At 72.0% G+C, this 21,887-nt stretch carries 17 protein-coding genes; 8 read left to right on the top strand and 9 right to left on the bottom strand.

The annotated features are described in order from the left end of the window. Nucleotides 1-105 precede the first annotated feature (105 nt). A complete protein-coding gene (locus WMF33_RS40265; RefSeq protein WP_437333576.1) occupies nt 106-2,658 on the top strand; it encodes a PAS domain-containing protein in 2,553 nt (850 codons plus the stop codon). Between the two features lie 66 nt (nt 2,659-2,724). Here the strand turns inward: WMF33_RS40265 and WMF33_RS40260 are convergent, their stop codons facing one another. The 4 genes from WMF33_RS40260 to WMF33_RS40245 form a co-directional block, all read right to left on the bottom strand. Next, on the bottom strand, nt 2,725-3,864 hold the full coding sequence (locus WMF33_RS40260) for a BON domain-containing protein (protein ID WP_437333575.1): 1,140 nt from the start codon (nt 3,862-3,864) through the stop codon (nt 2,725-2,727). A gap of 583 nt (nt 3,865-4,447) precedes the next feature. Beyond that, entirely contained in the window at nt 4,448-5,383 is a 936-nt protein-coding gene (argF, locus tag WMF33_RS40255) for an ornithine carbamoyltransferase (protein WP_437333574.1), read from the bottom strand. Between the two features lie 234 nt (nt 5,384-5,617). After that, the gene (gene rtcA, locus WMF33_RS40250) at nt 5,618-6,637 is read right to left on the bottom strand and encodes an RNA 3'-terminal phosphate cyclase (RefSeq protein ID WP_437333573.1); all 1,020 of its coding nucleotides are present in this window, start codon (nt 6,635-6,637) and stop codon (nt 5,618-5,620) included. Between the two features lie 49 nt (nt 6,638-6,686). Further along, the gene (locus WMF33_RS40245; RefSeq protein WP_437333572.1) at nt 6,687-7,913 is read right to left on the bottom strand and encodes an RtcB family protein; all 1,227 of its coding nucleotides are present in this window, start codon (nt 7,911-7,913) and stop codon (nt 6,687-6,689) included. Nucleotides 7,914-8,145: 232 nt separating this feature from the next. On the opposite strand from WMF33_RS40245, the gene rtcR reads away from it, so the two are divergent. The 5 genes from rtcR to WMF33_RS40220 all read left to right on the top strand — a co-directional run bounded on the left by rtcR (nt 8,146) and on the right by WMF33_RS40220 (nt 15,070). Then, nucleotides 8,146-9,777, top strand: a complete 1,632-nt coding sequence (gene rtcR, locus WMF33_RS40240) for an RNA repair transcriptional activator RtcR (protein WP_437333571.1) — start codon at nt 8,146-8,148, stop codon at nt 9,775-9,777. A gap of 50 nt (nt 9,778-9,827) precedes the next feature. Next, nucleotides 9,828-10,895 (top strand): ChaN family lipoprotein, encoded by a 1,068-nt coding sequence (locus tag WMF33_RS40235; RefSeq protein WP_437333570.1) that lies wholly within the window; start codon nt 9,828-9,830, stop codon nt 10,893-10,895. Between the two features lie 125 nt (nt 10,896-11,020). Further along, nucleotides 11,021-12,334, top strand: a complete 1,314-nt coding sequence (locus tag WMF33_RS40230; RefSeq protein ID WP_437333569.1) for a GDSL-type esterase/lipase family protein — start codon at nt 11,021-11,023, stop codon at nt 12,332-12,334. 135 nt (nt 12,335-12,469) lie between these two features. After that, nucleotides 12,470-13,066 carry a TIGR00725 family protein gene (locus WMF33_RS40225; protein ID WP_437333568.1) on the top strand — a complete coding sequence of 199 codons (597 nt, stop codon included), beginning with the start codon at nt 12,470-12,472 and terminating at the stop codon, nt 13,064-13,066. Nucleotides 13,067-13,288: 222 nt separating this feature from the next. Further along, nucleotides 13,289-15,070, top strand: a complete 1,782-nt coding sequence (locus WMF33_RS40220) for a serine/threonine protein kinase (RefSeq protein ID WP_437333567.1) — start codon at nt 13,289-13,291, stop codon at nt 15,068-15,070. Nucleotides 15,071-15,218: 148 nt separating this feature from the next. Here the strand turns inward: WMF33_RS40220 and WMF33_RS40215 are convergent, their stop codons facing one another. After that, entirely contained in the window at nt 15,219-15,998 is a 780-nt protein-coding gene (locus WMF33_RS40215) for a nucleotidyltransferase domain-containing protein (protein WP_437333566.1), read from the bottom strand. Further along, nucleotides 15,995-17,323, bottom strand: coding sequence for a DNA polymerase beta superfamily protein (locus tag WMF33_RS40210; RefSeq protein ID WP_437333565.1), 1,329 nt, complete (start codon nt 17,321-17,323; stop codon nt 15,995-15,997). Before WMF33_RS40210 ends, WMF33_RS40215 begins: the two co-directional genes overlap by 4 nt. Before the next feature lie 462 nt (nt 17,324-17,785). Here WMF33_RS40210 and WMF33_RS40205 point away from each other — a divergent pair, with 462 nt between their 5' ends. Beyond that, nucleotides 17,786-18,706, top strand: coding sequence for a transposase (locus WMF33_RS40205; protein ID WP_437333564.1), 921 nt, complete (start codon nt 17,786-17,788; stop codon nt 18,704-18,706). A gap of 245 nt (nt 18,707-18,951) precedes the next feature. Here WMF33_RS40205 and WMF33_RS40200 read toward each other — a convergent pair whose 3' ends face one another. From WMF33_RS40200 to WMF33_RS40190, 3 genes are all read right to left on the bottom strand, one after another. Then, the gene (locus tag WMF33_RS40200; RefSeq protein ID WP_437333563.1) at nt 18,952-19,146 is read right to left on the bottom strand and encodes a hypothetical protein; all 195 of its coding nucleotides are present in this window, start codon (nt 19,144-19,146) and stop codon (nt 18,952-18,954) included. Nucleotides 19,147-19,188: 42 nt separating this feature from the next. Beyond that, nucleotides 19,189-19,467 carry a hypothetical protein gene (locus WMF33_RS40195; protein WP_437333562.1) on the bottom strand — a complete coding sequence of 93 codons (279 nt, stop codon included), beginning with the start codon at nt 19,465-19,467 and terminating at the stop codon, nt 19,189-19,191. Nucleotides 19,468-19,881: 414 nt separating this feature from the next. Beyond that, a complete protein-coding gene (locus WMF33_RS40190) occupies nt 19,882-20,775 on the bottom strand; it encodes an SDR family oxidoreductase (protein ID WP_437333561.1) in 894 nt (297 codons plus the stop codon). Between the two features lie 90 nt (nt 20,776-20,865). Here WMF33_RS40190 and WMF33_RS40185 point away from each other — a divergent pair, with 90 nt between their 5' ends. Continuing rightward, nucleotides 20,866-21,786 carry a LysR substrate-binding domain-containing protein gene (locus WMF33_RS40185; protein WP_437333560.1) on the top strand — a complete coding sequence of 307 codons (921 nt, stop codon included), beginning with the start codon at nt 20,866-20,868 and terminating at the stop codon, nt 21,784-21,786. Nucleotides 21,787-21,887 lie beyond the last annotated feature (101 nt).

Below are 21,887 nucleotides of genomic sequence, written 5' to 3'. Positions count from 1 at the left end.
TGTCCGCACGCTCCTATTACAGGTTCACAAGAGGTATACACCGCCCGCTCGCGCCCTGGCGTGGCTGCGCCGTGCGCCGAGCGTGCTCGGCTGCTCCGGTCAGGGATGCACATCCACCATCGGCGAGAGTTCCCGTATTATCCGGCCGAGGCCCGTCCCTCCGTGATCGATCTCGAGAGCAGATCTCGGTCGCAGGTGCGTGTGCTGACCGAGGCCGGTCGCGCGCTCGCGGTGGCGCGCTCCGCGCGCGAGATCCAGGAGACCGTCATCTCGGCGGCGCGGCAGCTGGGGGGCGCCGGCAGGGCCGTGTTGATCCTGAACGACGACGAGGGGCGGCCGGTCGTCCGGTCCTCGCTGGGGCTCGACCCGGCGCTGGTCGCCGAGCTCCGCGGCCGCCCGCTGCCGAGCTTCGACGAGGGGGTCGCGCGCGCGCTGCACGGGTCGGCCCATGTCGTCGCCGCCCCCTTGATCCTCCGCGACCGCATCTCCGGCGTGCTCGCGGCCGAGCGCTTCCTTCAGGCCTCGGACGAGGATGCCTGGTTGCTCGCGGCGCTCGCGGATCAGGCCGCGGTGGCGCTCGCCAGCGCGGACGGGCAGGCGCCTCCCGAGCCCGAGGGCGTCGGCGAGCGCGCTGGCGAGGCCGCCGCGGGCGAGCTCGACGCGCGCCTGGAGGTGGACGTACAGCGCGAGCGCTATCGCCTCCTCGCGCGAGCGGTCAAGGACCCGATCTGGGACTGGGACCTCCGGACGGACCAGGTCGAGCGCAACGAGACCTTTCATGAGGTCTTCCGCTACGCTCCCGAGCAGACGTCGCCCACGGGCGCCTGGTGGTTCACCCGCCTGCTGCCCGAGGATCGCGATCGCGTGGCGCGCGGCTTCGAGGAGCTCCTCCGCGGCAGCGGCGACAGCTGGTCGGACCAGTACCGCATCTACCGCGGCGACGGCTCCGTCGCCCACGTGTTCGATCGCGGGGCCGTGCTCCGCGACGCGCGCGGCGAGCCGATCCGCATGGTGGGCTTGACGGTCGACCTGAGCGAGCGGTTCCGGATCGAGAGCGCGCTCCAGGATCGAGAGGACCGGCTCCGGCTCGCCACGTGGGCGGCGGACGTGGGCACGTGGAGGATCGACCTCACCACCCTCTCCGATACGAGGGACGCGAGCCTCAACCGCATCCTCGGCCTGGAAGAGCGCGAGACGACGCAGTCGATGGACGACTGGCTGAGCCGCGTGCACCCGGAGGACCGCGACGCGGTGGCCGCGGCGCACCAGCGGACCCTCCGGGAACAGCACGTCTACGACATGATCCATCGCATCGTCCGCCCCGACGGGGCGATCCGGTGGGTCCACGACCGCGGGCGGCTCATCGTCGATCGGGGCGGCTCGCCGCTGTTCTTGACGGGCGCCGTCGTCGACATCACCGAGCTGAAGCAGCTCGAGCGAGAGCGCGCGGACCTGCTCCGCCGCGAGCAGCAGGCGCTCGCCCAGTCGGAGAAGGATCGCCTCCGGGCCGAGGACGCGAACCGCATGAAGGACGAGTTCCTCGCGACCGTCTCTCACGAGCTGCGGACGCCGCTCACCGCGATCCTGGGCTGGGCGCGGCTGATCAAGGAGCGGGAGCTCGGCCCGGACCGCGTGAAGCAGGGGATGGCGGCGATCGAGCGGAACGCCCACGCGCAGGCGCAGATCGTCGACGACATCCTCACGGTCTCCCGGATCATCACCGGCAAGCTGCGGCTGAACACGGCCGCGGTCGACCTCGCGGCCGTCGTCGAGGCCGCCGTGGACACCCTCACGCCCACGGCGAGGGCGAAGGACATCGAGATCTGCGTCGAGCTCGACGACGCGCCCGACGAGATGAGCGGCGACCCGGACCGCCTCCAGCAGGTCATGTGGAATCTGCTCTCCAACGCGGTCAAGTTCACCCCGAAGCGAGGTCGGGTGACGGTCCGGGTGGGCCGGAGCGACGCGCAGGTCGTGATCGCGGTCACCGACAACGGCAAGGGCATCGCCAGGTCGTTCTTGCCGTATGTCTTCGACCGCTTCCGCCAGGGCGACTCCTCGCCGACGAGGGCGCACGGCGGCCTCGGCCTGGGGCTCGCCATCGTCCGCCACCTCGTCGAGCTGCACGGGGGCACGGTGGACGCGGAGAGCCAGGGCGAGGGAAGCGGCGCCACGTTCACGGTGACGCTCCCCCTGAACGCGGCGCCCTCCAGCGCGCGCGAGGAGCCGCCGCCCGCGCCGTGGCGCGTCGCGCTCGAGGAGGGGGAGCGGGCGCCGCTCTGCGGCCTCCACGTCCTCCTCGTCGACGACGAGCCGGACGCCCGCGAGATGATCGCGTTCCTGCTGGAGGGCGCGGGCGCGCAGGTCACCACGGCGGGCTCGATGGGCGAGGCCATGGGCGTCCTGGAGCGGCTGAGGCCCGATGTGCTGGTGAGCGACATCGGCATGCCGGGGGAGAGCGGCTATACGCTGATACGGCAGGTGCGCGCGGCGGGCCGGGCCGAGATCCGGGGGATCCCCGCGGTGGCCCTGACCGCCTATGCGCGGATCGAGGACCAGAGGAGGGCGCTCTCGGCCGGCTTCCAGAAGCACGTCGCCAAGCCGATCGACCCCGCCGGCCTGGTGAAGGTGGTCGTGGAGCTCGCCGGCCGACCGTGAGCCGGCGAGGGCCTGCGCGCGGCGCTGGCGCTGCGCTGGTCCTGCCGTCGCGGTTGCCGGGCGAGGTCAGCGATGGGCGACGTCGTTCGCCATGGGGCGAGACGCGCTCTGCTGCGCGCCCGTCGAGGCCGTCGCGCCGGTCATGCCCGTCGTCGCGGTCGTCGTGGTCGTCGTCTCGGCGGCCCGCTTGATGCGGATCTGGTTGTGCACGTCCTCCACGCCGCGGACGTTCTCGGCGATCTGCTCGATGAGGCGCCTGTGGTGGCGCTCGCTGACCGTGCCCTCCAGCGTGACCTCGCTGTTCTGAACACGGACGGTGACCTCGCTGACATCGATATCGTCGCGATCCGAGAGCAGCTCGCAGACGTCTTCGCGGATGCGCTCGTCGGACCGCTTGTAGCCCTTGGGCCCGCGGCCGAGCGCGCTGCGCACGCGCTCTCCGATGTTGCTCAGCGCGCCGCTGACGTTCTGCATCGCGGAGCGGCCCGCGTCGCGGACCGTGCGAACGAAGTCCTGGCCGTATTCGCGGTCCTGATCGCGGCCCCAGCCGCGGTTGTCGTCGCGGCCCCAGCCGCGGTTGTCGTCGCGGCCGTAGGGGCTGCCGAAGCTGCGGTTGTAGTCGCCGCGGTAATCGCGGCCGTACCCGCCGCCGAAGGTGCCCTCGTGCTCGCCGCGGTAATCGCGGCCATACCCGCCGCCGAAGCTCCTGTTGTACTCGCCGCCGAAGCTCCTGTTGTAGTCGCCGCGGTAGTCGCGGCCGTAGCCGCCGAAGGTGCCCTCGTGCTCGCCGCGGTAGTCGCGGCCGTACCCGCCGCCGAGGCTACCCTCGTGCTCGCCGCGGTAGTCGCGGCCATAGCCGCCGCCGAAGTTGCGGTTGTAGTCGCGGTCGAAGCCGCCGTCGCGACCGGAGAAGCGGCCCTGGTCGTAGGTGTGCTCGCCGCCGTAGCCGCGCTGCATCGCGCGCCCGTGGTCGCGGTCCTGGTCGTAGCCCGAGGTGCGGTGCTCGTCGCGCGACCAGCTGCGCTCCGGGAAGCTGCCCCGCGGCCGGCCATAGCGCTCGTCCCAGCCTCCGCCCTGTCCTTGACGCTCGTCCCACCTGCTGCCTTGTGCCTGGCGCTCGTCCCAGCTCCCTCCCTGTCCTTGGCGCTCGTCCCAGCCGCGCTCGTCTCGACCGTAATCCATGTCCCTGTCGAATCGATTTCGCATGGTGGCAACTCCTTCGTTGCGTTGTGAAACAACGTCAAATGTGGTTCAACCACGCGCCGCGACGCTGCTCACAGCGACCCTGGCACAGCTCATCGCGTGGACCACCACAGTGGAGCGCAGCGGCCCGAGTCGCAATCGGGGAGAACCCTTCGTCGTCCCCCGGGGCGATCCCGAAACGAGCGCTGTGGTCTCAAGCACAGATGAGATCGCCCATCGCGGTCACATCGTGCGGTATCGGGTGAGACCACATGGCCGCTGCGAGATTGCCCACCAGAGTCCGGCGGCGTGTTCACCATGAACGAACTCGCCGCGTGCACGATCGAACACATCGGCAGAGCGGATCATTCCGCGCACGTCGCCCGGCTGGGAGCGGCGCGTCGAGCGCAGCAGCGCGTTGGAGCGTCGCGTCGGATGAGGCCGCGCAAGAGCTCGCCTGTCGGCGCGCGTCGAACCTAGGGCTGTTCCCGACTGGCTATTGCGTCGGTGCCCCGCTCATTGACCGCGAGGGAGGGCTGGATGACACTCCTGCTCTCTCTCCGTCTGACCTCCGTCTGACGGCGGTCAGATTCCGTCTGTCCGAGCCTCAGGCCAGCTCGACGCCGAGCAGCCAGAGCATGAGCGCCTTCTGCACGTGCAGCCGGTTCTCGGCCTGGTCCCACACGCGCGAGCGCGGCCCCTCCAGCGTCTCGTCGTCGATCTCCTCGCCCCGGTGCGCCGGCAGGCAGTGGAGCACGACCGCGTGCGGCGCGGCCTTGCTCATCACCCCGGCGTCCACCGTCCAGCCGGCGAACGCGGCGCGGCGCCGCTCCGCCTCGCCCTCCTGGCCCATGCTCGCCCACACATCGGTGTTCACCACGTCTGCCCCCGCCGCGCCCTCGCGCGGGTCGTTCACGAGGGTGACGTGGCCTGTCGCCCGCGCCCGCGCGACCTCGTCCGCGGGCGGCATGTACCCCTCGGGCCCGGCGAGCACGAGGTGGAAGTCGAAGAGCGGCGCCGCCTCGAGCCACGAGCGCGCCATGTTGCTCGAGCAGTCGCCGAGGAACGCGATGCGCCGGCCGGCGATGCCGGTCCTGTCCCCGCCCGCCGCGAGCGCCTCCTCGATCGTGAAGATGTCGCTGAGCACCTGCACCGGGTGCCCGTCGTCCGAGAGCGCGTTGATCACCGGCACGCTCGCCTCGGCCATCTCGAGCAGGCGCGCGGTCGACGACGTGCGGAACGCGATCGCGTCGCAGTACCGGGCGAGGACGCGGGCCGTGTCGCGGATCGGCTCGCCGCGCGCGAGCTGGCTGCCCTGGGTGCTCAGCACGACCGGCTGGGCGCCGAGCTGCGCGATCCCGACCTCGAACGACACGCGCGTGCGGGTGCTCGCCTTCTCCAGCACGACCGCGACCGACCTGCCGGCGAGCAGCGTCGCGCGCCGCCCCTTCGGCTCCTCCTTCAGGCGCGCGGCGAGCCTGAGCACGCGGTGCGCTTCGGCCAGGGTCATGTCCGTGATCTTGAGGTAGTCGCGCTTCGCCATTGTCTCGCCTTCCGCGTCGCTGCCGTCCGGGGCGCGCGCCCTCCCGCCGCGGAGGAGCCCGCGACGAGCGCGCCGCGCGCCCGCCGTGATGTGGCACGACCGGGACGCCGCCGTCAATCGCGCCCGGGGGCGCCGAGCAGCTTCATGGCTGTCTGGTGGTGAGTTCCCAGCCTGCGCCTGGAGACGGCGAACCTCGCTGCGGCGACCGATGTCGTCTGTCGAGCCGCCCGGCGCTCAACGCCCGATCTCGATTTGCCACGCATGCTCGGAGACCTGCTCCACCGACGCGCGGATGCCGAGGAGATCGCGCAGCAGCTCGAGGTGCGTCGTCGTGTGCGACGAGGGGCGGACGGTCCGGAAGGCGCCGCGCCCCGCGAGGGCGATGGGCAAGAGCAGCTGATCGGCCAGGTGCTCGCCCACCGGCACGCCCGCCGCGAGGTAATCGCGCGCCTCCTCGGCGGCCTTCGCGGCGACCGACTCCGCGCGAACGCCCTTCTCGCCGAACCCGGTGAAGACCTCGGTCACGTGCTCGCTCTCGACGGCGATCGTGATCACGTTGCCCGGGCCTTGGCCGCCCGTCAGCACGTTCGGCTTGAAGCAGGCCGGCTCCCAGCCGAGCACCGCCGCCGCCGCGTCGAGCTCGCGCATCGCGACGGAGCTCGGGAGGTTCGACACCGTCGCCACCGCCCTCCGGCCGCGGATCTCCCCGCGTGAGAGCAGCTCGAGCGGCGCGAGCGCGGGCGAGGGCGCGATCGAGACGCGGGCGAGCCCGCCGCCCGCGGGATAGAAGCCGGGCGTCACCAGCGTGGCGGTGACGTCCGGCCCCATCCGCCGCACGAGCGGCAGGTAGGCGAGGTCCAGGAAGTCGAACGGCGGCGCCATGGGGTTGTGCGTGCCGCCCTCGAGCGTGAGCGTCGACGGCGCGGGCGCGCGGAGCAGCGCCGGCAGGACGGTCTGCAGCACGAGCGTCGTGCTCCCCGCGCTGCCGACCCGGAACGTGTGCTCGCCGGGCACGATCGCCGTCGGCCGGAAGACGATCTCCTGCGAGCCGAGCGCGGCGCCCGACACCTCGGCGCGGCCGACCTGGGCGGCGGCCTGGACCGAGGTGAGGTGCTGCCGCATCAGCCCCGGGCGCGCGCGGCCCTTGCGGATCGAGGTGATCCGGACGGGCGTCTGCGTGATCAGCGAGAGGCAGAGCGTCGTGCGGAGGATCTGGCCCCCTCCCTCTCCGACGGATCCATCGATGGTCAGCATGGCAGTCGACTCTCCCTGGACGACCGATACCACGACCCCGGGCCGCGGCTCACCCCTTCACGCACACGACCTGCCGCAGCGTATGCACGATCTCGACGAGGTCCCGCTGCGCCCGCATCACGTCGTCGATCGGCTTGTACGCGGCCGGCGTCTCGTCGATCACGGCCTCGTCCTTGCGGCACTCGACGCCGGCGGTCGCGGCCTCGTGCTCGGCGACGCTGAAGCGGCGGCGCGCCTCGGTCCGCGACATCACGCGGCCGGCGCCGTGGCTCGAGCTGCAGAAGCTCTCCGGGTTGCCGAGCCCGCGGACGATGAACGAGCGCGCGCCCATGCTGCCCGGGATGATCCCGAGATCGCCCGCCCGCGCGCGCACGGCGCCCTTGCGCGTCACGAGGACGTCCTTCTCGTAGTGGTGCTCTCGCGCCACGTAGTTGTGGTGGCAGTTCACCGCCTCGACGGCCGCGTCGAAGGGCGGCAGCTCGCCCGACGCGCGGAGCGCGCCCACCACCTGCGCCATCATCAGCTCCCGGTTCACGGCCGCGAAGTCCTGCGCCCACGACACCGCCTGCATGTAGTCGTGGTAGTGCCTCGTCCCCTCCGGCAGGTAGGCGAGGTTCGCGTCGGGCAGGTTCACGAAGAAGCGCCTCATCTCCTGCTTGGCGAGCTCGATGAAGTAGCTCCCGACGCGGTTGCCGACCCCGCGCGATCCGCTGTGCAGCATCACCCAGACGCGGTCGTCCTCGTCGAGGCAGAGCTCGATGAAGTGGTTGCCGGTCCCGAGCGTGCCGAGGTGCTCGATGGCCGAGCCGCGCCCGAGGCGCGGGTGCTTCTCGACGATCTGCCGGTACCGCGGCTCGAGCGCGGCCCACGCCTCGAGCTGGGCCGGCGGGGGCGAGCGCCACGCGCCGCGGTCGTTCTTCCCGCCGTTGTCGGTGCGGCCGTGCGGCACCGCCTCCTCGATGGCGGTCCGGAGCGCGCGCAGCGAGTCCGGCAGGTCCGACGCGCGGAGGCTCGTGCGCGCCGCCATCATCCCGCAGCCGATATCGACGCCGACGGCCGCCGGGATGACCGCGCCGTGCGTCGCGACGACGCTCCCCACCGTCGCGCCGATGCCCTGGTGGGCGTCGGGCATGACGGCGATCCACTTGTGGATGAACGGCAGCGCGGCGATGTTCTTGAGCTGCGCCTCGGCGGCGGGCTCGAACGGCACGCCGACGGTCCACGCCTTGATGGGCACGCCCGAGTCGGTGGGGATGACGTTGTAGCTTCGCTCCATGGCAGGATCTCCGGGAAGGGGGCGCGCCGTCCGGCGCGCGCCCGGGTTCGGTGATGGTTGGGTCACGCCTGCGTCGTTCGGTTCAGGCGTTCCGGCACTCCGGTGTTCCGACGTCCGACGTCCGACGTCCACGTCCACGTATCGCACGGCGCGTGCCACCCGAAATCCCGGCGATCGGAGGGCGCTGGCCGCGGCGCTTATCTAGATGTATAAAGCGTCTAGAGAGGGTTCTATGACGCGCAAATCCACGGTGGTCCTCGGCATGCTCGGCCCGACGCTGGACACCGGCAAGACGCCGGAGCGCTGGTCGCGGTGGCGTCCGAGCGTGGCGCTCTGCCAGCACGAGGACCTGATCGTCGACCGGTTCGAGCTGCTCTACCAGCGCCGGTTCGACGGGCTGGCCGAGACGGTGATGGGCGACGTGCGGCACGTCTCGCCGGAGACGGACATCCGCGGTCACGTGCTCGAGCTGGACGACCCGTGGGACTTCGAGGCGGTGTACGGCGCGCTGCACGACTTCGCGCGGGCGTACCCGTTCGCGCCGGACCGGGAGGAGTACCTCATCCACATCACGACGGGCACGCACGTCGCGCAGATCTGCCTGTTTCTGCTCACCGAGTCGCGTTATTTGCCCGGCCGGCTCATCCAGACGTCGCCGCCGAAGCGCGACCGGGCGGAGCTCGCGGCCGGGTCGTTCACGATCATCGATCTCGACCTCTCGAAGTACGACCGCATCGCCTCGCGCTTCCAGAAGGAGCAGCGCGAGGCGGTGTCGTTCTTGAAGAGCGGTATCGAGACGCGCAACGCGGGGTACAACCGGCTGATCGAGCGGATCGAGCACGTGGCGATCGCGTCGCGCGCGCCGATCTTGCTCATGGGCCCGACGGGGGCGGGCAAATCGCAGCTCGCGCGGAAGATCTACGATCTCAAGAAGGGCCGCCGGCAGGTGAGCGGCGACTTCGTGGATCTGAACTGCGCGACGATCCGCGGCGACGGGGCGATGTCGGCGCTGTTCGGGCACACGAAGGGCGCGTTCACGGGCGCGCTCAAGGACCGCCCGGGCCTGCTCCGCAAGGCGCACGAGGGGGTGCTGTTCCTCGACGAGATCGGCGAGCTCGGCGCGGACGAGCAGGCGATGCTGCTGCGCGCGATCGAGGAGAAGGCGTTCTTGCCGGTCGGCTCCGACCGCGAGGTGCGGAGCGAGTTCCAGCTCCTTGCCGGCACGAACCGCGATCTGTCGCTGGAGGTCGCGGCGGGGCGCTTCCGGGAGGATCTCCTGGCGCGGATCAACCTGTGGACCTTCCGGCTGCCGGGGCTCCGGGATCGGGTCGAGGACATCGAGCCGAACCTCGATTACGAGCTCGACGCCTCGGCGCGGCTGCTCGGCGTGCGGATCACGATGAGCCGCGACGCGCGCGAGCGGTTCCTCCGGTTCGCGACGTCGCGGGATGCGATGTGGCCCGGCAACTTCCGCGACTTCAACGCGGCCGTGACGCGGATGGCGACGCTCGCGCCCGGGGGGCGCATCGGGCTGCCGATCGTGGAGGAGGAGATCGCGCGGCTGGCCGAGGCGTGGCGGCGGGCGCCGGCGGCGGGCGGCGCGGGAGCGGGGGAGGGCGGGGAGGACCTCTTGGTCGCGGCGCTCGGCGCGCGGCGGGCGGCGGCGCTCGATCCGTTCGACCGGGTGCAGCTCGCCGAGGTGCTGCGGGTATTGAAGAGCGCGCGATCGCTGTCGGAGGCGGGGCGGGTGCTGTTCGCGGCGTCACGGGCGAAGAAGAAGAGCGTCAACGACGCGGACCGGCTGCGGAAGTACCTGGCGCGGTTCGAGATCGACTGGAGCGAGGTGGTGGCGGAGGGCGGGTAGGGGGAAGCGCGCGATCGAGCTGCTACGCTGGCGTGGCCACCGGAACGACCATGCCGACACCGAAGCTGATGTGCTCGCTCGACGCCGCCCGACGGTCTCCGCTGCCGCGCGCGCGCCGTCTCGCCGGCGTCGCTTGCGCGGCGATGCTGCTCGCCTGTTCGCCCTCGCCGCCCGCGCGCGCTCCGGCGGCGCCGAGCGGCGGCGATGCGCCCACGAAGGCGCCGCCGGGCGGCGCGGCGCCGTGGCGGTCGGCGCTCGATCGCGATCACGCGCTCGTCGGCAAGCTGTGGGACGTGAAGGCGGGCGCGTTCGTCGACGTCGCTGCGCTCACGCCGCGGCTCGCCGCCGCGCGGTTCGTGGTGCTCGGCGAGCGGCACGACAACCCGGACCACCATCGGCTCCAGGCGCGCGTGCTGGAGCAGGTTGCGGCCGGAGGGCGGCGCCCGCGGGTGGTGTTCGAGATGCTGGAGGCGCAGCAGCAACCGGCGATCGCGGGCTACACGGCGACGCGGCGAGAGGCCGCCGGCTTCGGCGCGTGGATCGGCTGGGAGAGGACGAGCTGGCCGCCCTATTCGGAGTACCTGCCGATCTTCGACGTCGCCTTTCGCTTCGGGTTGCCGATCGTGGGCGGCAACGTGGCGCAGGAGGAGGCGCGGGCGCTCGCGCGGCAAGGCCTGCAGGGCATCTCGCCCGAGCGGGCGGCCGAGCTGCGGCTCGAGCAGCCGCTCCCGGCCGCCGAGCAGGCGTCGCTGGAGCAGGAGCTCCGCGACTCGCACTGCGGGCACCTGCCCGAGCGGCTGATCCCGACGATGGCGCTCGCGCAACGCGCGCGCGACGCCCAGCTGGCGCAGGCCATGGTGCGCGCGGAGGCCGGCGGCGCCGTGTTGATCGCCGGCGCGGGCCACGCGCGGCGCGACCGCGGCGTGCCGTACTGGCTATCGCTCGAGGCGCCCGGAGCGGAGGTGCTGAGCCTGGCGTTCGTGCAGGTGCAGCGCGGCGTGCAGGAGCCCACCCGGTACGCCGCGCAGTTCTCGACGGCGACGCTGCCGTTCGATTTCGTGTGGTTCACGCCGCGCGTGTCGGACGGGGATCCGTGCGCCGCCTTCCGGGCGCGCTGAGGGCGCCTTCCGCCGCGACGGAGCCTTACACTTTACCGGTTCACCTTTGTGATGCAAGGGTCGACTCCGCTGTTGATCGTGACGCCCCAATGCCCCAGAGTGCCCGGCCCTGGAGGTCAGCTTCGATGGCTTTGCGTTCATTCCAACAGTCAGCCTTCCTGGTTCTTGCGCTTGGGACGGTCGCGCTCCTGCCGGCCTGCTCGGACGATGACGGCGGCGCGTCCGCGAGCTCCGGGGGAACAGGGGGCGCGTCCGCGAGCTCCGGTAGCTCGGGGAGCACCTCCGCCCAGGGAAGCGGCGGCGCTGGAGGCGGCACCGGCGGCTCCGGGAGCACCGGTGGCGGCGGCAGCGGCGGCAGCGGCGGCGACGGCGGCGCCGGCGGCGGTCCTGCGGCGTCGGGGATCACGCCCAACCCCATCATCTCGCGCGGCAAGCCCGCCTTCGCCTCGAGGGGAACGGCGTCGGTCATCAACGACGGCAAGTACAAGTCGGCGGGGACCTGGATCGCGGGCAAGCCCACCGCGGGCGCGCCGGCCTGGATCGCCATCCAGGTCGGCGACGGGTTCGATCGGCTGCTCCTGAGCTGGACGGCGTCGTACAACTACAACTACACGGACGTGCAATACGGGGCGCCGGGCGCCTATCGCGTGGAGACCTCGAGCGACTCCACGAACGGCTCGGACGGCACCTGGAAGAGCGTCGCCGAGGTGACCGACAACCCGGTCCGCACGCGCGCTCACAGCTTCGACTTCAGCGGCCAGAGCTGGGTCCGGCTCGTCGTCACCGCGGCCCCCGCGACGTCCGACGACACCGGCGTCCAGCTCGACGAGATCGACGTGCACGACATCTCGAATGGCGCGGAGGACACGTGGTTCTTCCTCGGCGACAGCATCACGGCGTTCGCCTACGACCGCGACACGCCGGCCACGCAGCCGAGCTTCGCGGAGAACGTGCACGCAGCGCACGAGCCCAACTACCCCGCGATGATCAACGGCGGCATCGGGAGCGAGCTCACGAAGAGCACGGACCGCCCCAGCGCGCTCGATCGCATCGATGACGTCCTGGAGATAAACCCCGATTACCACTTCTTCGCCATCGGCTACGGCACCAACGACTCCTGGGACCAGACCGACCCGAGCACCTTCAAGTCGAACCTGCAGGAGCTCATCGACAAGATCCAGGCCGCGGGCCGCGTTCCGGTGCTCGCGCGCATCCCGTTCTCGCCCGACGGCCACCACGACGCGCTCGGCGTGTTCAACCAGGCGATCGACGAGCTCACGGCCGAAAACGCCCTCCCCCCAGGGCCGGATCTGTATGCGTGGTTCGAGGACCACCCCGAGCAGCTGAGAGATCAGGTGCACCCGGATGCCGCCGGGTGCGTCGCCATGAACAAGCTCTGGGCCGAGGCCGTGGACGGCCTCTACTCCGGCCAGCAGTAGGGCGCGTCACCGAGGCGGCCGGCGCGCCGAGGTGAGCGATCTTGCCACGCTGCGCGGGAAGCGACAGGATGCGCCTCGCGACCGGGCCGAGCGCCACGTGACGCGTCGTCCCCCGGGCGCCGGAGCGGAGCCGTGATGGACGACGATCGGGAAGACGAGGACACGAAGCGGGACATCGCTCCCTACGTGCCGCGCCGCCCCGTGATGGCGGTGATCGGCAACGGCCTGGCGCTGGACGCGGCGACCGAGGCCGTGTGCGTAGAGCTCGGTCGCCGCGCCGTCGAGGCGGGGTTCCGGCTGGTGACCGGCGGGCTCGGGGGCGTGATGGCCGCCGTCTCGCGCGGCGGGCGCGAGGCGACGACCTGGCGCGACGGCGACATCGTGGGGCTCCTGCCCGGGTACGAGGCGTCCGCGGCCAACCCGTACGTGGACATCGTCATCCCGACCGGCATGCAGATCGGGCGCAACATCCTGGTCGTCGCGGCGGCGGACGTCGTCGTGGTGGTCGGCGGGGGCGCGGGCACGCTGAGCGAGATCGCCGTCGCCTGGCAGCTCGGCAAGCCGATGCTCGCGCTCGCGACGAGCGGCGGCTGGGCGAGGCAGCTCGCCGGAGGGCGCGTGGACGACCGGCGCTCGGATCGCATCGCGTCGGTCGCGACCGCGGAAGAGGCGGTCGCGGCGGCGTGGGACGTCGTGGGCCGCGGCCGCGCCGGCGGCGGCGGCCGGGTCTGAGCCACCTCCGCGGGAGCGCGCGCCGAGCGCAGGTGACGACAAGCACCTTGGCGGCAGCGCGCATGAGGTGATCTCTCTGGAGAGCGCGGCGCGCGCCTCACGCTATCGGGGAGCGGGCCGCGATGCGCGAGCGTCGATGAGCGAACAGGGCCAGTGACTCCGGGCCATCGCGGCGTGGCGGTCGAGCCGGCCGCGAGGCGGCCCGTGCTAGGCTCGGCGCCGATGTCGGAAGCGGACGAGGAAGAGACTCGGCGGCTGAGAGCCCGCGTCGGGACGACCCTCCACGGCAAGTGGCGGCTCGACGCGCTGATCGGGGCGGGCGGGATGGCGGCCGTCTACGCGGCCACCCATCACGTGGGGCACCGCGTGGCCATCAAGATCCTGCACCCGGAGGGCGCCGTGTCCCGCGAGCTCCGCGCCCGCTTCGAGCAGGAGGCGCTCGCCGCCACGCGCCTCGGCCACCCGGCCGCGGTGCAGGTCCTCGACATCGACGTGACCGAGCAGGGAGAGCCGTTCCTGGTGATGGAGCTGCTCGAGGGCGAGAGCCTGCGCGAGCGCGCGTTGCGGCTCGGCAGCGTCTCGTTGCCCGAGATCCTCGCCCACGTCGACACGCTGCTCGAGGTCCTCCGGGCCGCGCACGACGCCGGGATCGTCCATCGGGACATCAAGCCGGACAACCTCTTCGTGACGCGCGACGGGCGGCTCAAGGTGCTCGATTTCGGGATCGCGCGCATGAAGCAGGGCGGCGCCGGCCTGAAGACGCGGACGGGCGCGGTGCTGGGCACGACGAGCTACATGGCGCCGGAGCAGATCCTGGGGAGGGACGTGGACGGGCGGGCCGACCTCTACGCGGTGGGCGCGACGATGTTCACGCTGCTCGCGAACCGGCGGCTCCACGACGCGGACGGGCTCACCGAGGGAGAGCTCCTCATCAAGATGAGCACGACGCCCGCGCCGCCGCTCTCGACCGTGGCGCCCGGCGTGGATCCGCGGGTCGCGCGGGTCGTGGACCGCGCGCTCGCCTTCCAGGTCGAGCGGCGCTACCCGAACGCGCAAACGATGCTCGCCGACGTGCGCGCCGTGCGCCGGGGCGAGGATCCCCCCTTCGCGACGGCGGGGGCGGCCGAGGGCGACGCGCGCACGCGCGCGCACGGCCGGGGCATGCCGGGCGGACCGCCGAGCGGGGCGCCGCTGCCCGGCGCGATCCCGCCGGCCACGGCGGCGCCGGCCGCGCCCATCGCCGCGCCGGCCGTGCCGGCTGCGGCGCTGCCGAGCCAGCCGCCGGCGGCGGCGCGCGCCGCGCCAGGGCCGCGCGCGCCGGCTGCGCCGCCACAGCTCGCCATCGTGGTCGGGGCGGCGGTGCTCCTCTTCTTCGTCGGCCTCGGGGCAGCGCTGCTGCTCCTGCGCTCGCGCGACCAGGGCGCCGGCGACGCGCCCGGCAGCGGCGCGCCGACGTCGGTGTCCCTCAAGGACATCCCCCGCGCCGCGAGCTCCCTGGCGCGCGCGACCGACCCCGGCGGCTGCCAGCCGGGCGTGCCCTGCACCTGCGCGCCCGGCACGCCGGGAAACGTGCCAAAGAGCTGCCAGCTCACCTGTGGCGACGCGCCCGGCTGCAGGCCGAGCTGCTCCGAGCGCGACGTCTGCGAGAGCCGCTGCGCCGGCGACTGTCGGTCCTCCTGCGATCACAGTAAGGCGTGCGACACGCGGTGTGCGGATGCCTGCGCCGTCGACTGCCGTCATGTCGAGACGTGCCAGGCGACCTGCGGCGCGGGGTGCTCGTATACCTGCGAGAACGCGGGCAAGTGCGTCCCCGTCGTCGGAGACGGGAGCGTGGTGAGGTGCAATCAGGTCGGACTGTGCGAGGTGACCTGCACGGGGTCGTGCGCGGTGTCGTGCACCGCTACCGGACGAGGGTGCCCGATCACGTGCCAGGGGCAGGGGCCGGCGAAGCGGTGCAGCGACGGCCGGATGGCCTGCGGGGACGGCTGCTCGCTGCCGCGGTGAGGCGTGGACAGCGCGTGGGGCTGCGGCGCAGCGGTGATCATCGCGCCCGTCGCCTCGAGCCGCCCTCGATCTCGAGCTCGAGCTCGATCTCGAGGCGACGCACAAGGTGCACATCTACAGGTGCACCGATTCAAGCTCCCTCCGCGCTTCAGAGCCGCGCTTTGCGCAGCGTGAGCAGCCAGTCGTCGAGGTCGTCCTGGTTGCGGGGCTCCTCCGGCAGCACGGCGCGATCGTGGGCTGCCTCCAGGGTCGTGAAGGCCCGGGAGATCTGCTCTGCCCAGCGGCCGGCGGCCTCGGCGGAGAGCTCCGACTTCTCGCCGGCGCGCTTGGCCTCGATCAGCTCGCGCGCGGCGCTGAAGCCGTAGAGGTCGAGCAGCGCGGTCACGTCGGTGACGATCTCGCCTGTCCGGAGCGCGTGGGCGCCGGTCAGCGTGGTCCGGAGGACGTAGAGCAGCTGCTTCGCCGACGTGCGGCCGCCCGCCTCCCAGGCGCGGAGCTGGCTCGTGGCGAAGCCGACGTAATGGCGGAAGATCCGCCGCGAGAGGGCCTCGGCGACGAGCGGGCGGAGCGAGGCGAGATCCGGATCGACGTGGAGCTGGAGGGAGCCGAGGATCCGCTCGATGTAGTTGCCGTTGCCCTGGAGCACGCCGAGGAGCACGGGGTGGATCTCGTTCGACGTGTAGTCGATCTCGACCCCGTCGATGACCTCCATGCGCGTGGGGCTCGCGCCGCCGCGGAGCAGGCCGAGCAGCCGCGCGGTCGGCTCGACGTGCACCGCCTTGAGGTCGACATCGCTGTCCGGGGAGGGGAAGCCGTACGCGTGCGCGCCGCTCAGGGCGATGACGAGGTGCGGCCGCTTCGCCTCCTCCTCGGCGATGACGCGCGCCACGACCTCCTGCTGATGTGCTTCGAGCACCTGCGTGTTCATGCGTCGTCCTTTCTCTCGTCGCCGCCGTCGCCCTCGCCGTCTTCGCCGGCGCCGCGCGCGACGCCCGCACCCCCGTCGTCCCAGACGGCGACGGGCGCGGGGGGCGCGTCCTTGCCGAGCGGGCCCGGCGCCGCGGCCAGGTGGCGCCTCGCGACCTCCTCGCGGACGCGCCGGAGGAGCGCGTCGGCGCGGGGCACGTCGGGGTGCTGGGGCAGCTTCGTCGCGAGCCGGGCGGCCTCCAGCTCGGGCGTCATCGCCTCGGCGAGCGCGATCGTCCGGTCGAGCGGCCAGGCGCCGGCCTTGATGGCGAGGAGCGTCTCGCGCAGCTCGCCCTGCACGGCCAGGTCGACCTCGCCGTCGCGCAGCCAGCGGATGGCGGTCGCGATGAGGCGCACGAGGTTGTAGGCGTTCTTGGGGCGGAGATCGCGGGACAGGTCGAGCGAGGTCCGGCCCTCGCGGGCGAAGGCGGCGAGCGAGGCGAAGTCGCGCGCGGGCAGGAGGCCCTGGTCGTGGAGCGAGCGGTAGAGCTGCTTGATGTGCTCCTTCGCCTGGAGCTCGCGGTCGGCCTCGGTGGGCGCGGCGCGCGGGCTGATGGCGGCGAGCTTCCGGGCGACGTCGTCGAGCGACAGCGACGGGTCGTCCGCGAGCCAGTCGAGCACGCGCTCCCGGTGCTCGGCGAGCCGGTGCGCCTGCGAGAGCCGCTTGAGCTGCGAGAGCGCGTAGCGGCCGAAGCTGCCGTAGATGGCCGACGACACGAACGCGGTGCGCGCCTCGAGGATCCACGCGCCGATCTCGTCGCGCGCCTCTGCGGTGCGGACGAAGAGCAGCTCGAGGGTGTTCGGATCGGCGCGCAGGGCCTGCCGGATGGCCTTCTCGACCTCCCAGTACGAGGCGCTGCCGTCGGCGCTCACGAGGTCCCGCGGCGGCTCGGCGAGGCCGGTGGCCCAGGGGAAGGGGAGGGCGAAGACGCCGCGCCGGTCGGTGTCGGACCCCTCGTGCGCGAGCCCCCACGCGCGCGACCCCACGACGGCCTCGAGGACGACGGCGGGCCGGAGCGCGTCCCACGTGGCGCTGCGCCGCTCCGCGTGCCGCACCTGTCCGGCCTTGCGCGGGACGAGCTCGTCGCGGCGGTAGCGGACGACGCCGACGCCGACGACCATGACGTCGAGCTCCGCGCCCGCCGAGGCGACGACGCGCCCGACGGCGCCCTGCGGGACGCGGCGCTCGCCGAGGAGGCGGTCGACGCGGGTGGTCACCTCGGTGCCGTGGGGCAGGGGGACCGCAAGCGGATCGAGGTGGGTGAGGCCGCGCAGGCGGAGCTCCATGAGAGGACGCTACCATGCGAGGGCGGGGCCGAGCGGGCTCGTGCGGGACGTACGGCGCCGGAGGCGGCGCGACCCGACCCAGGTTGGCGCGGTTGCGACCCGACCCAGGTTGGCGCGGTTGCGACCCGACCCAGGTTGGCGACCTACGGCCTGACCCAGGTTGGCGACCTACGGCCCGACCCAGGTTGGCGACCTACGGCCCGATCCAGGTTAAGGGCGACCCGGGACGACCGGTGCGGCGGGGTGACCGACCCAGGTTGTGCCCTCAGCGTTGCGAAGCAACCTGGGTCAAGGTAGCGGGGGTAGCATCGGTTGGCAGTAACCCCATGCTACCCAGCTCGGGATAGCAGGGGAGCCGTCCATCAGGGCCGACCGCCTGGCGGCCGCCACCCATGGCGTGCGCCAAGTTGTTGAAAAGATTCGCGGCGACCCCCGGCACGGAGTTTGTTGTGTGTCCTGGCCATGAGCCAGCCCCGCGAGATCATTCCCGGCGCCACCTACATGATCACCCGCCGCGTCCTGCGCCGACACCTCCTCTTACGCCCCGACGCGTCCATTACCCAGCTTCTGGTCTACACCCTCGCCGTCTCAGCGCGTCGCTTCGGCATCGAGGTGCACGCGTTCTGCGCGATGTCAACGCACCTGCACATCATCGTGACCGACACGAAGGGCGTCCTGCCGCGGTTCCTGCAATTCTTCCATCGTATCGTTGCGCTCGGTACAAAAGTGCTCCGCACGTGGGAAGGGCCGGTTTGGGATCACGAAGCGACGAGCGTAGTGCAATTGCTGACGCGCGCAGCGCTGGTGGAGAAGATCGCTTACGTCCTCGCGAATCCCGTGGCCGCTGGCCTCGTCCGGTATGCGCGTGAGTGGCCGGGCGCCAAGGTGGATGTGCGTGAGCTCGGCTGCGGTGTGCTGCACGCAGCGCGTCCTTCGGTATATCTCGATCCGGAAAATCCGCAGTGGCCCGAGGAAGCGACGCTCCCGATCGCGTTGCCGCCGCTCATTGAGCAGGACCGCGCGGACGGCTTTCGTCAACAGGTCGCCGCCGAGATCGAGCGACAGGAAGCGCAGGCACATGCGGAGATTCAGGGACAAGGCCACCGTTTCCTTGGCGCCGAGCGAGCCAGCGAAGTCTCCCCGTACGAGCGCGTTACGAGCTTTGAGGCGCTGAGGGCTCGCAATCCGACCTTCGCGGTTGGTCGAGGACAGGAAGACGCGTGGCGAATCGCTTCCGCCGCTGTGCGGACGTTTCGCGCGACGTACCGCGCGGCGCTCGAAAGGTGGCGTGCCGGCGTGCGCAGCGTCTTATTTCCTGCGGGGACGTGGTGGATGCGCACGTTTCACGGTGCCAGCGTAACGGACGCCGCGCTCGCGATCTAAATCGAGCGGTGCGCCGCGACGCTACAGCAGGGAGGGCGGCGGCTTTGGCGTCCTCGTAGAGGATGTCCGTTCGGAGAGGGGCGGATCGGACGGCAGAGTATTCGCACGACGCTGTCATCCACAATGCCGGTTAATATTGATTGAGTAGAACTCAGCGGTTGCTCGGGGGCAGCGATCCCAGTCGACCCGGGTCGTGCTTCTGGTTTCTCGGGTGGTCTCGGGTCTCGCCTGGGTAGAGTCTCGGATCATCGCTCGACCAGCAGCACCGGGCTGCCCGAGAGAGCGAGCGTTACATTACCGTCGCGTGCGTTGGATGATGCCTTCGCGCCGTCCCATGCGTGGATATCGAACCCCGATGGCGTCGCGATCTCGACGTTCGGTGCCTGCGCCAGCGTCATCACCTTGATGAGGTAGTTGCGCGCATACTCCGGGCTTCCCACCTCGGGGTACTTCGGCGTGGGCGCGAGCGGCGCGCCGCTCTCCTAGACGTTCCACCCCTCCACCCGCACGCCGGCGCCGGCGTGCGCCGCGACAAAAGCGTCCTTCGATGCGAGGAGGTCGTCGACGGACGCGTCCGAGCTCTTCGGGCTGAAGATCGGGTAATAGTGGAAGTCGACGACGTCGATATAGGCGCCGCCCTTCTCCGGGTGAACCGGTGTGGCCGCCCCGCCCTCGGGATTGTCGGTGTAGCGCAGGATGGCCGAGAGGAACGCCGGGTATCCGGCTGTCCTGTCTACTGGCGGCGAGCGCGCGCCGCGCAAGCCGCGACCCGACCCAGCCGCGCAGCCGCGACCCCGGCGGCGGCGACCCGGTGACCCGACCCAGGTTGGGCGCGGCGGCGGCGACCCGACCCAGGTTGGGCGGCGGGGCGGCGACCTGACCCAGGTTGGCGGCGGCGACCCGACCCAGGTTGCGCTCCGCCGCAGGTTGCGGCGACCCGACCCAGGTTGGGCGCTCCCGACCCGACCCAGGTTGGGCGCTCCCGACCCGACCCAGGTTGGGCGCTCCCGGTGTGACCCGACCGAGGTTGAGGATCCCCGGCGACCCCACCCAGGTTGAGGATCCCCCTACGGCGGCGACCCACCCAGGTTGAGGATCCCCCTACGCTGCGGCGACCCCACCCAGGTTGAGGATCCACCCCAGGTTGGCCGACCGACGCAAGATCGGCGGCGATATCAGGGCCCCACCGGCGCGAGCAGAGCGGCCTTCTGGCGGGCGAGGAAGCTCCGCACGTCCTCGGCGGGCCTTCCGGTGAGCTCCTCTACCGCGTTCGTGGCCACATCCAGCGTGCCGCGCGCGATCGCCTCGTCGAAGGAGGCGAGCAGGGTGGCTGCCTTGGCGGGCACGCCGGCCTGTTGCATGCCCTGCTCCAGCGCCTCGCGCGGGACGTGGACGTAGGCGATCGGCTTGCCCGTGAGCTCCGAGGCGATGCGGGCGATCTCGCCCTGAGAGACGGCGGTGGGACCGGTGATGTCGAGCACGCGCTTGCCGTCGAAATCGCCCGACAGCGCCGCGGCCGCAGCGCGGGCGCAGTCCTCGCGCGTGACGTAGCCGGCCTTGCCGTCGCCGGCCGCGGCGACGAGCTGGCCCGTCGCGAGCGCGCGCCGCAGCGAGGCCACGAGGAAGTCGGCGTAGAGATTGTTGCGCAGGACGGTGGCGCCGAGCCCGCTCTCCGCGAGCGCCTCCTCGGTGGCGTGGTGGTCGGGCGCGATCGTGATCGGCGAGCCCGGCCCGGGGTTGGTCAACGACGTGTAGACCACGTGCCGCACGCCCGCCTTCGCCGCGGCCTGGATCGCGCTCCGGTGCTGCGCGATGCGCCGGCCAGGTCGATCCAGCGCGTCGGTGCTGATGAGCAGCATCCGCGCCGCGCCGGCGAACGCCTCGGCGAGCGAGGCGGGAGCGTCGAAGTCGGCGCGCCGCACCTCGACGCCGCGGGCGCGGAGCTCGCCAAGCGCCTCCGGGTGCCGGGTCGTGGCGATGAGGGGGCCCGCGCCCTGAGCGAGCAGGAGATCGACGACGCGCCGCCCGAGCTGGCCGCCGGCGCCGGTAACGAGGAGAGGCTGAGACACGGTGAGGGCTCCTTGTTGAAGAGGTTGAGCGGATGTTGGGTCTGTCTCGGATCTGGTTCAACGAGCAAATATTGGTCAATATGTTCCGAAATGGGAACAATGGACCTGAACCACCTCTCTGTCTTCGCGGCGGTCGCCGAGACGGCGAGCTTTACGGCGGCGGCGCGCCGGCTGGGTGTGCCCAAGTCGACGGTCAGCCGGGGCATCGCGTCGCTGGAGGCGTCGCTCGGCGTGCGGCTCTTGCAGCGGACGACGCGCAGCGTGGCGCTCACGACGGCGGGGCAGGCGCTCATCGATCGGCTCGGTTCGCGGCTCAAGGCGTTGACGGAGGCGATCGACGGCCTCCCGGAGCTCGCGGACGAGCCGTCGGGCTTGCTGCGCCTCACCGCGACGGCGGACTTTGGGACAGAGGTGCTGGCGGAGATCCTCGCCGGCTTCTGCCGTCGCTACCCGCGCATCGCGGTGGAGATGCACCTGTCGAGCCGGCCCGTGGATCTGGTGAAGGAGGGGTACGACGCTGCGTTTCGGTTCCTTGGGAAGAAGCCCCGGGACTCGACGCTGGTTGCGCGCAAGGTGGGCGATCTGGACATGCAGCTCTATGCCTCGCCTGCGTACCTGGCCGCGCGGGGGACGCCGCGGACGCTGGACGAGCTCGCGGAGCACGACTGCGTCGCGCTCGCGGGGACGAGCCCGTTTGGGCGCGACGGGGCGTCGCGCACCCGTGCGCGGCTCCGGGTCCGGCTGCTCGCGGACGACGGGTTCTTCGTGCGCGAGGCGGTGCGCCATGGCGTCGGGATTGGCCTGCTCCCCGCGTTCCTGGCGCAGCAGGACGTGCTCAACGGAGCGCTCGTCCGCGTGCTCCCGCGCTGGACGACGCCGATGGGCGGCGTGTTCCTGGTGTTCCCGAGCGGCCGGCACCTGGCGAAGAAGACCGCTGCCCTGCGGGATCATGTGGTGGAGGCGCTGCGCGTACGGCTGACGGTACGTGGGGGGCGCGCGGGCGAGGGCTAGCACCAAACGCCCCCGATCCCTTCGGAGCGTTCACCGACGACTTCCGCCTCAACGCATGATCGTCGCCTGAGCCTGGCTGCTGCAGGCTTTCGTCGCTGTGG

This window comes from Sorangium sp. So ce394, assembly GCF_051474665.1.
GTDB classification, from domain to species: domain Bacteria; phylum Myxococcota_A; class Polyangia; order Polyangiales; family Polyangiaceae; genus Sorangium; species Sorangium cellulosum_D.
This window is presented reverse-complemented; position numbering and strand designations above follow the sequence as displayed.

What these genes read in the sequence shown, in the direction of transcription:
- rtcA (WP_437333573.1), bottom strand. Translation starts at nt 6,637, where the DNA reads ATGCTGACCATCGATGGATCCGTCGGAGAGGGAGGGGGCCAGATCCTC.
- WMF33_RS40235 (WP_437333570.1), top strand. Translation starts at nt 9,828, where the DNA reads ATGCCGACACCGAAGCTGATGTGCTCGCTCGACGCCGCCCGACGGTCT.
- argF (WP_437333574.1), bottom strand. Translation starts at nt 5,383, where the DNA reads ATGGCGAAGCGCGACTACCTCAAGATCACGGACATGACCCTGGCCGAA.
- WMF33_RS40205 (WP_437333564.1), top strand. Translation starts at nt 17,786, where the DNA reads ATGAGCCAGCCCCGCGAGATCATTCCCGGCGCCACCTACATGATCACC.
- WMF33_RS40210 (WP_437333565.1), bottom strand. Translation starts at nt 17,323, where the DNA reads ATGGAGCTCCGCCTGCGCGGCCTCACCCACCTCGATCCGCTTGCGGTC.
- WMF33_RS40260 (WP_437333575.1), bottom strand. Translation starts at nt 3,864, where the DNA reads ATGCGAAATCGATTCGACAGGGACATGGATTACGGTCGAGACGAGCGC.
- WMF33_RS40230 (WP_437333569.1), top strand. Translation starts at nt 11,021, where the DNA reads ATGGCTTTGCGTTCATTCCAACAGTCAGCCTTCCTGGTTCTTGCGCTT.
- WMF33_RS40245 (WP_437333572.1), bottom strand. Translation starts at nt 7,913, where the DNA reads ATGGAGCGAAGCTACAACGTCATCCCCACCGACTCGGGCGTGCCCATC.
- WMF33_RS40220 (WP_437333567.1), top strand. Translation starts at nt 13,289, where the DNA reads ATGTCGGAAGCGGACGAGGAAGAGACTCGGCGGCTGAGAGCCCGCGTC.
- WMF33_RS40185 (WP_437333560.1), top strand. Translation starts at nt 20,866, where the DNA reads ATGGGAACAATGGACCTGAACCACCTCTCTGTCTTCGCGGCGGTCGCC.
- WMF33_RS40225 (WP_437333568.1), top strand. Translation starts at nt 12,470, where the DNA reads ATGGACGACGATCGGGAAGACGAGGACACGAAGCGGGACATCGCTCCC.
- WMF33_RS40265 (WP_437333576.1), top strand. Translation starts at nt 106, where the DNA reads ATGCACATCCACCATCGGCGAGAGTTCCCGTATTATCCGGCCGAGGCC.
- rtcR (WP_437333571.1), top strand. Translation starts at nt 8,146, where the DNA reads ATGACGCGCAAATCCACGGTGGTCCTCGGCATGCTCGGCCCGACGCTG.
- WMF33_RS40215 (WP_437333566.1), bottom strand. Translation starts at nt 15,998, where the DNA reads ATGAACACGCAGGTGCTCGAAGCACATCAGCAGGAGGTCGTGGCGCGC.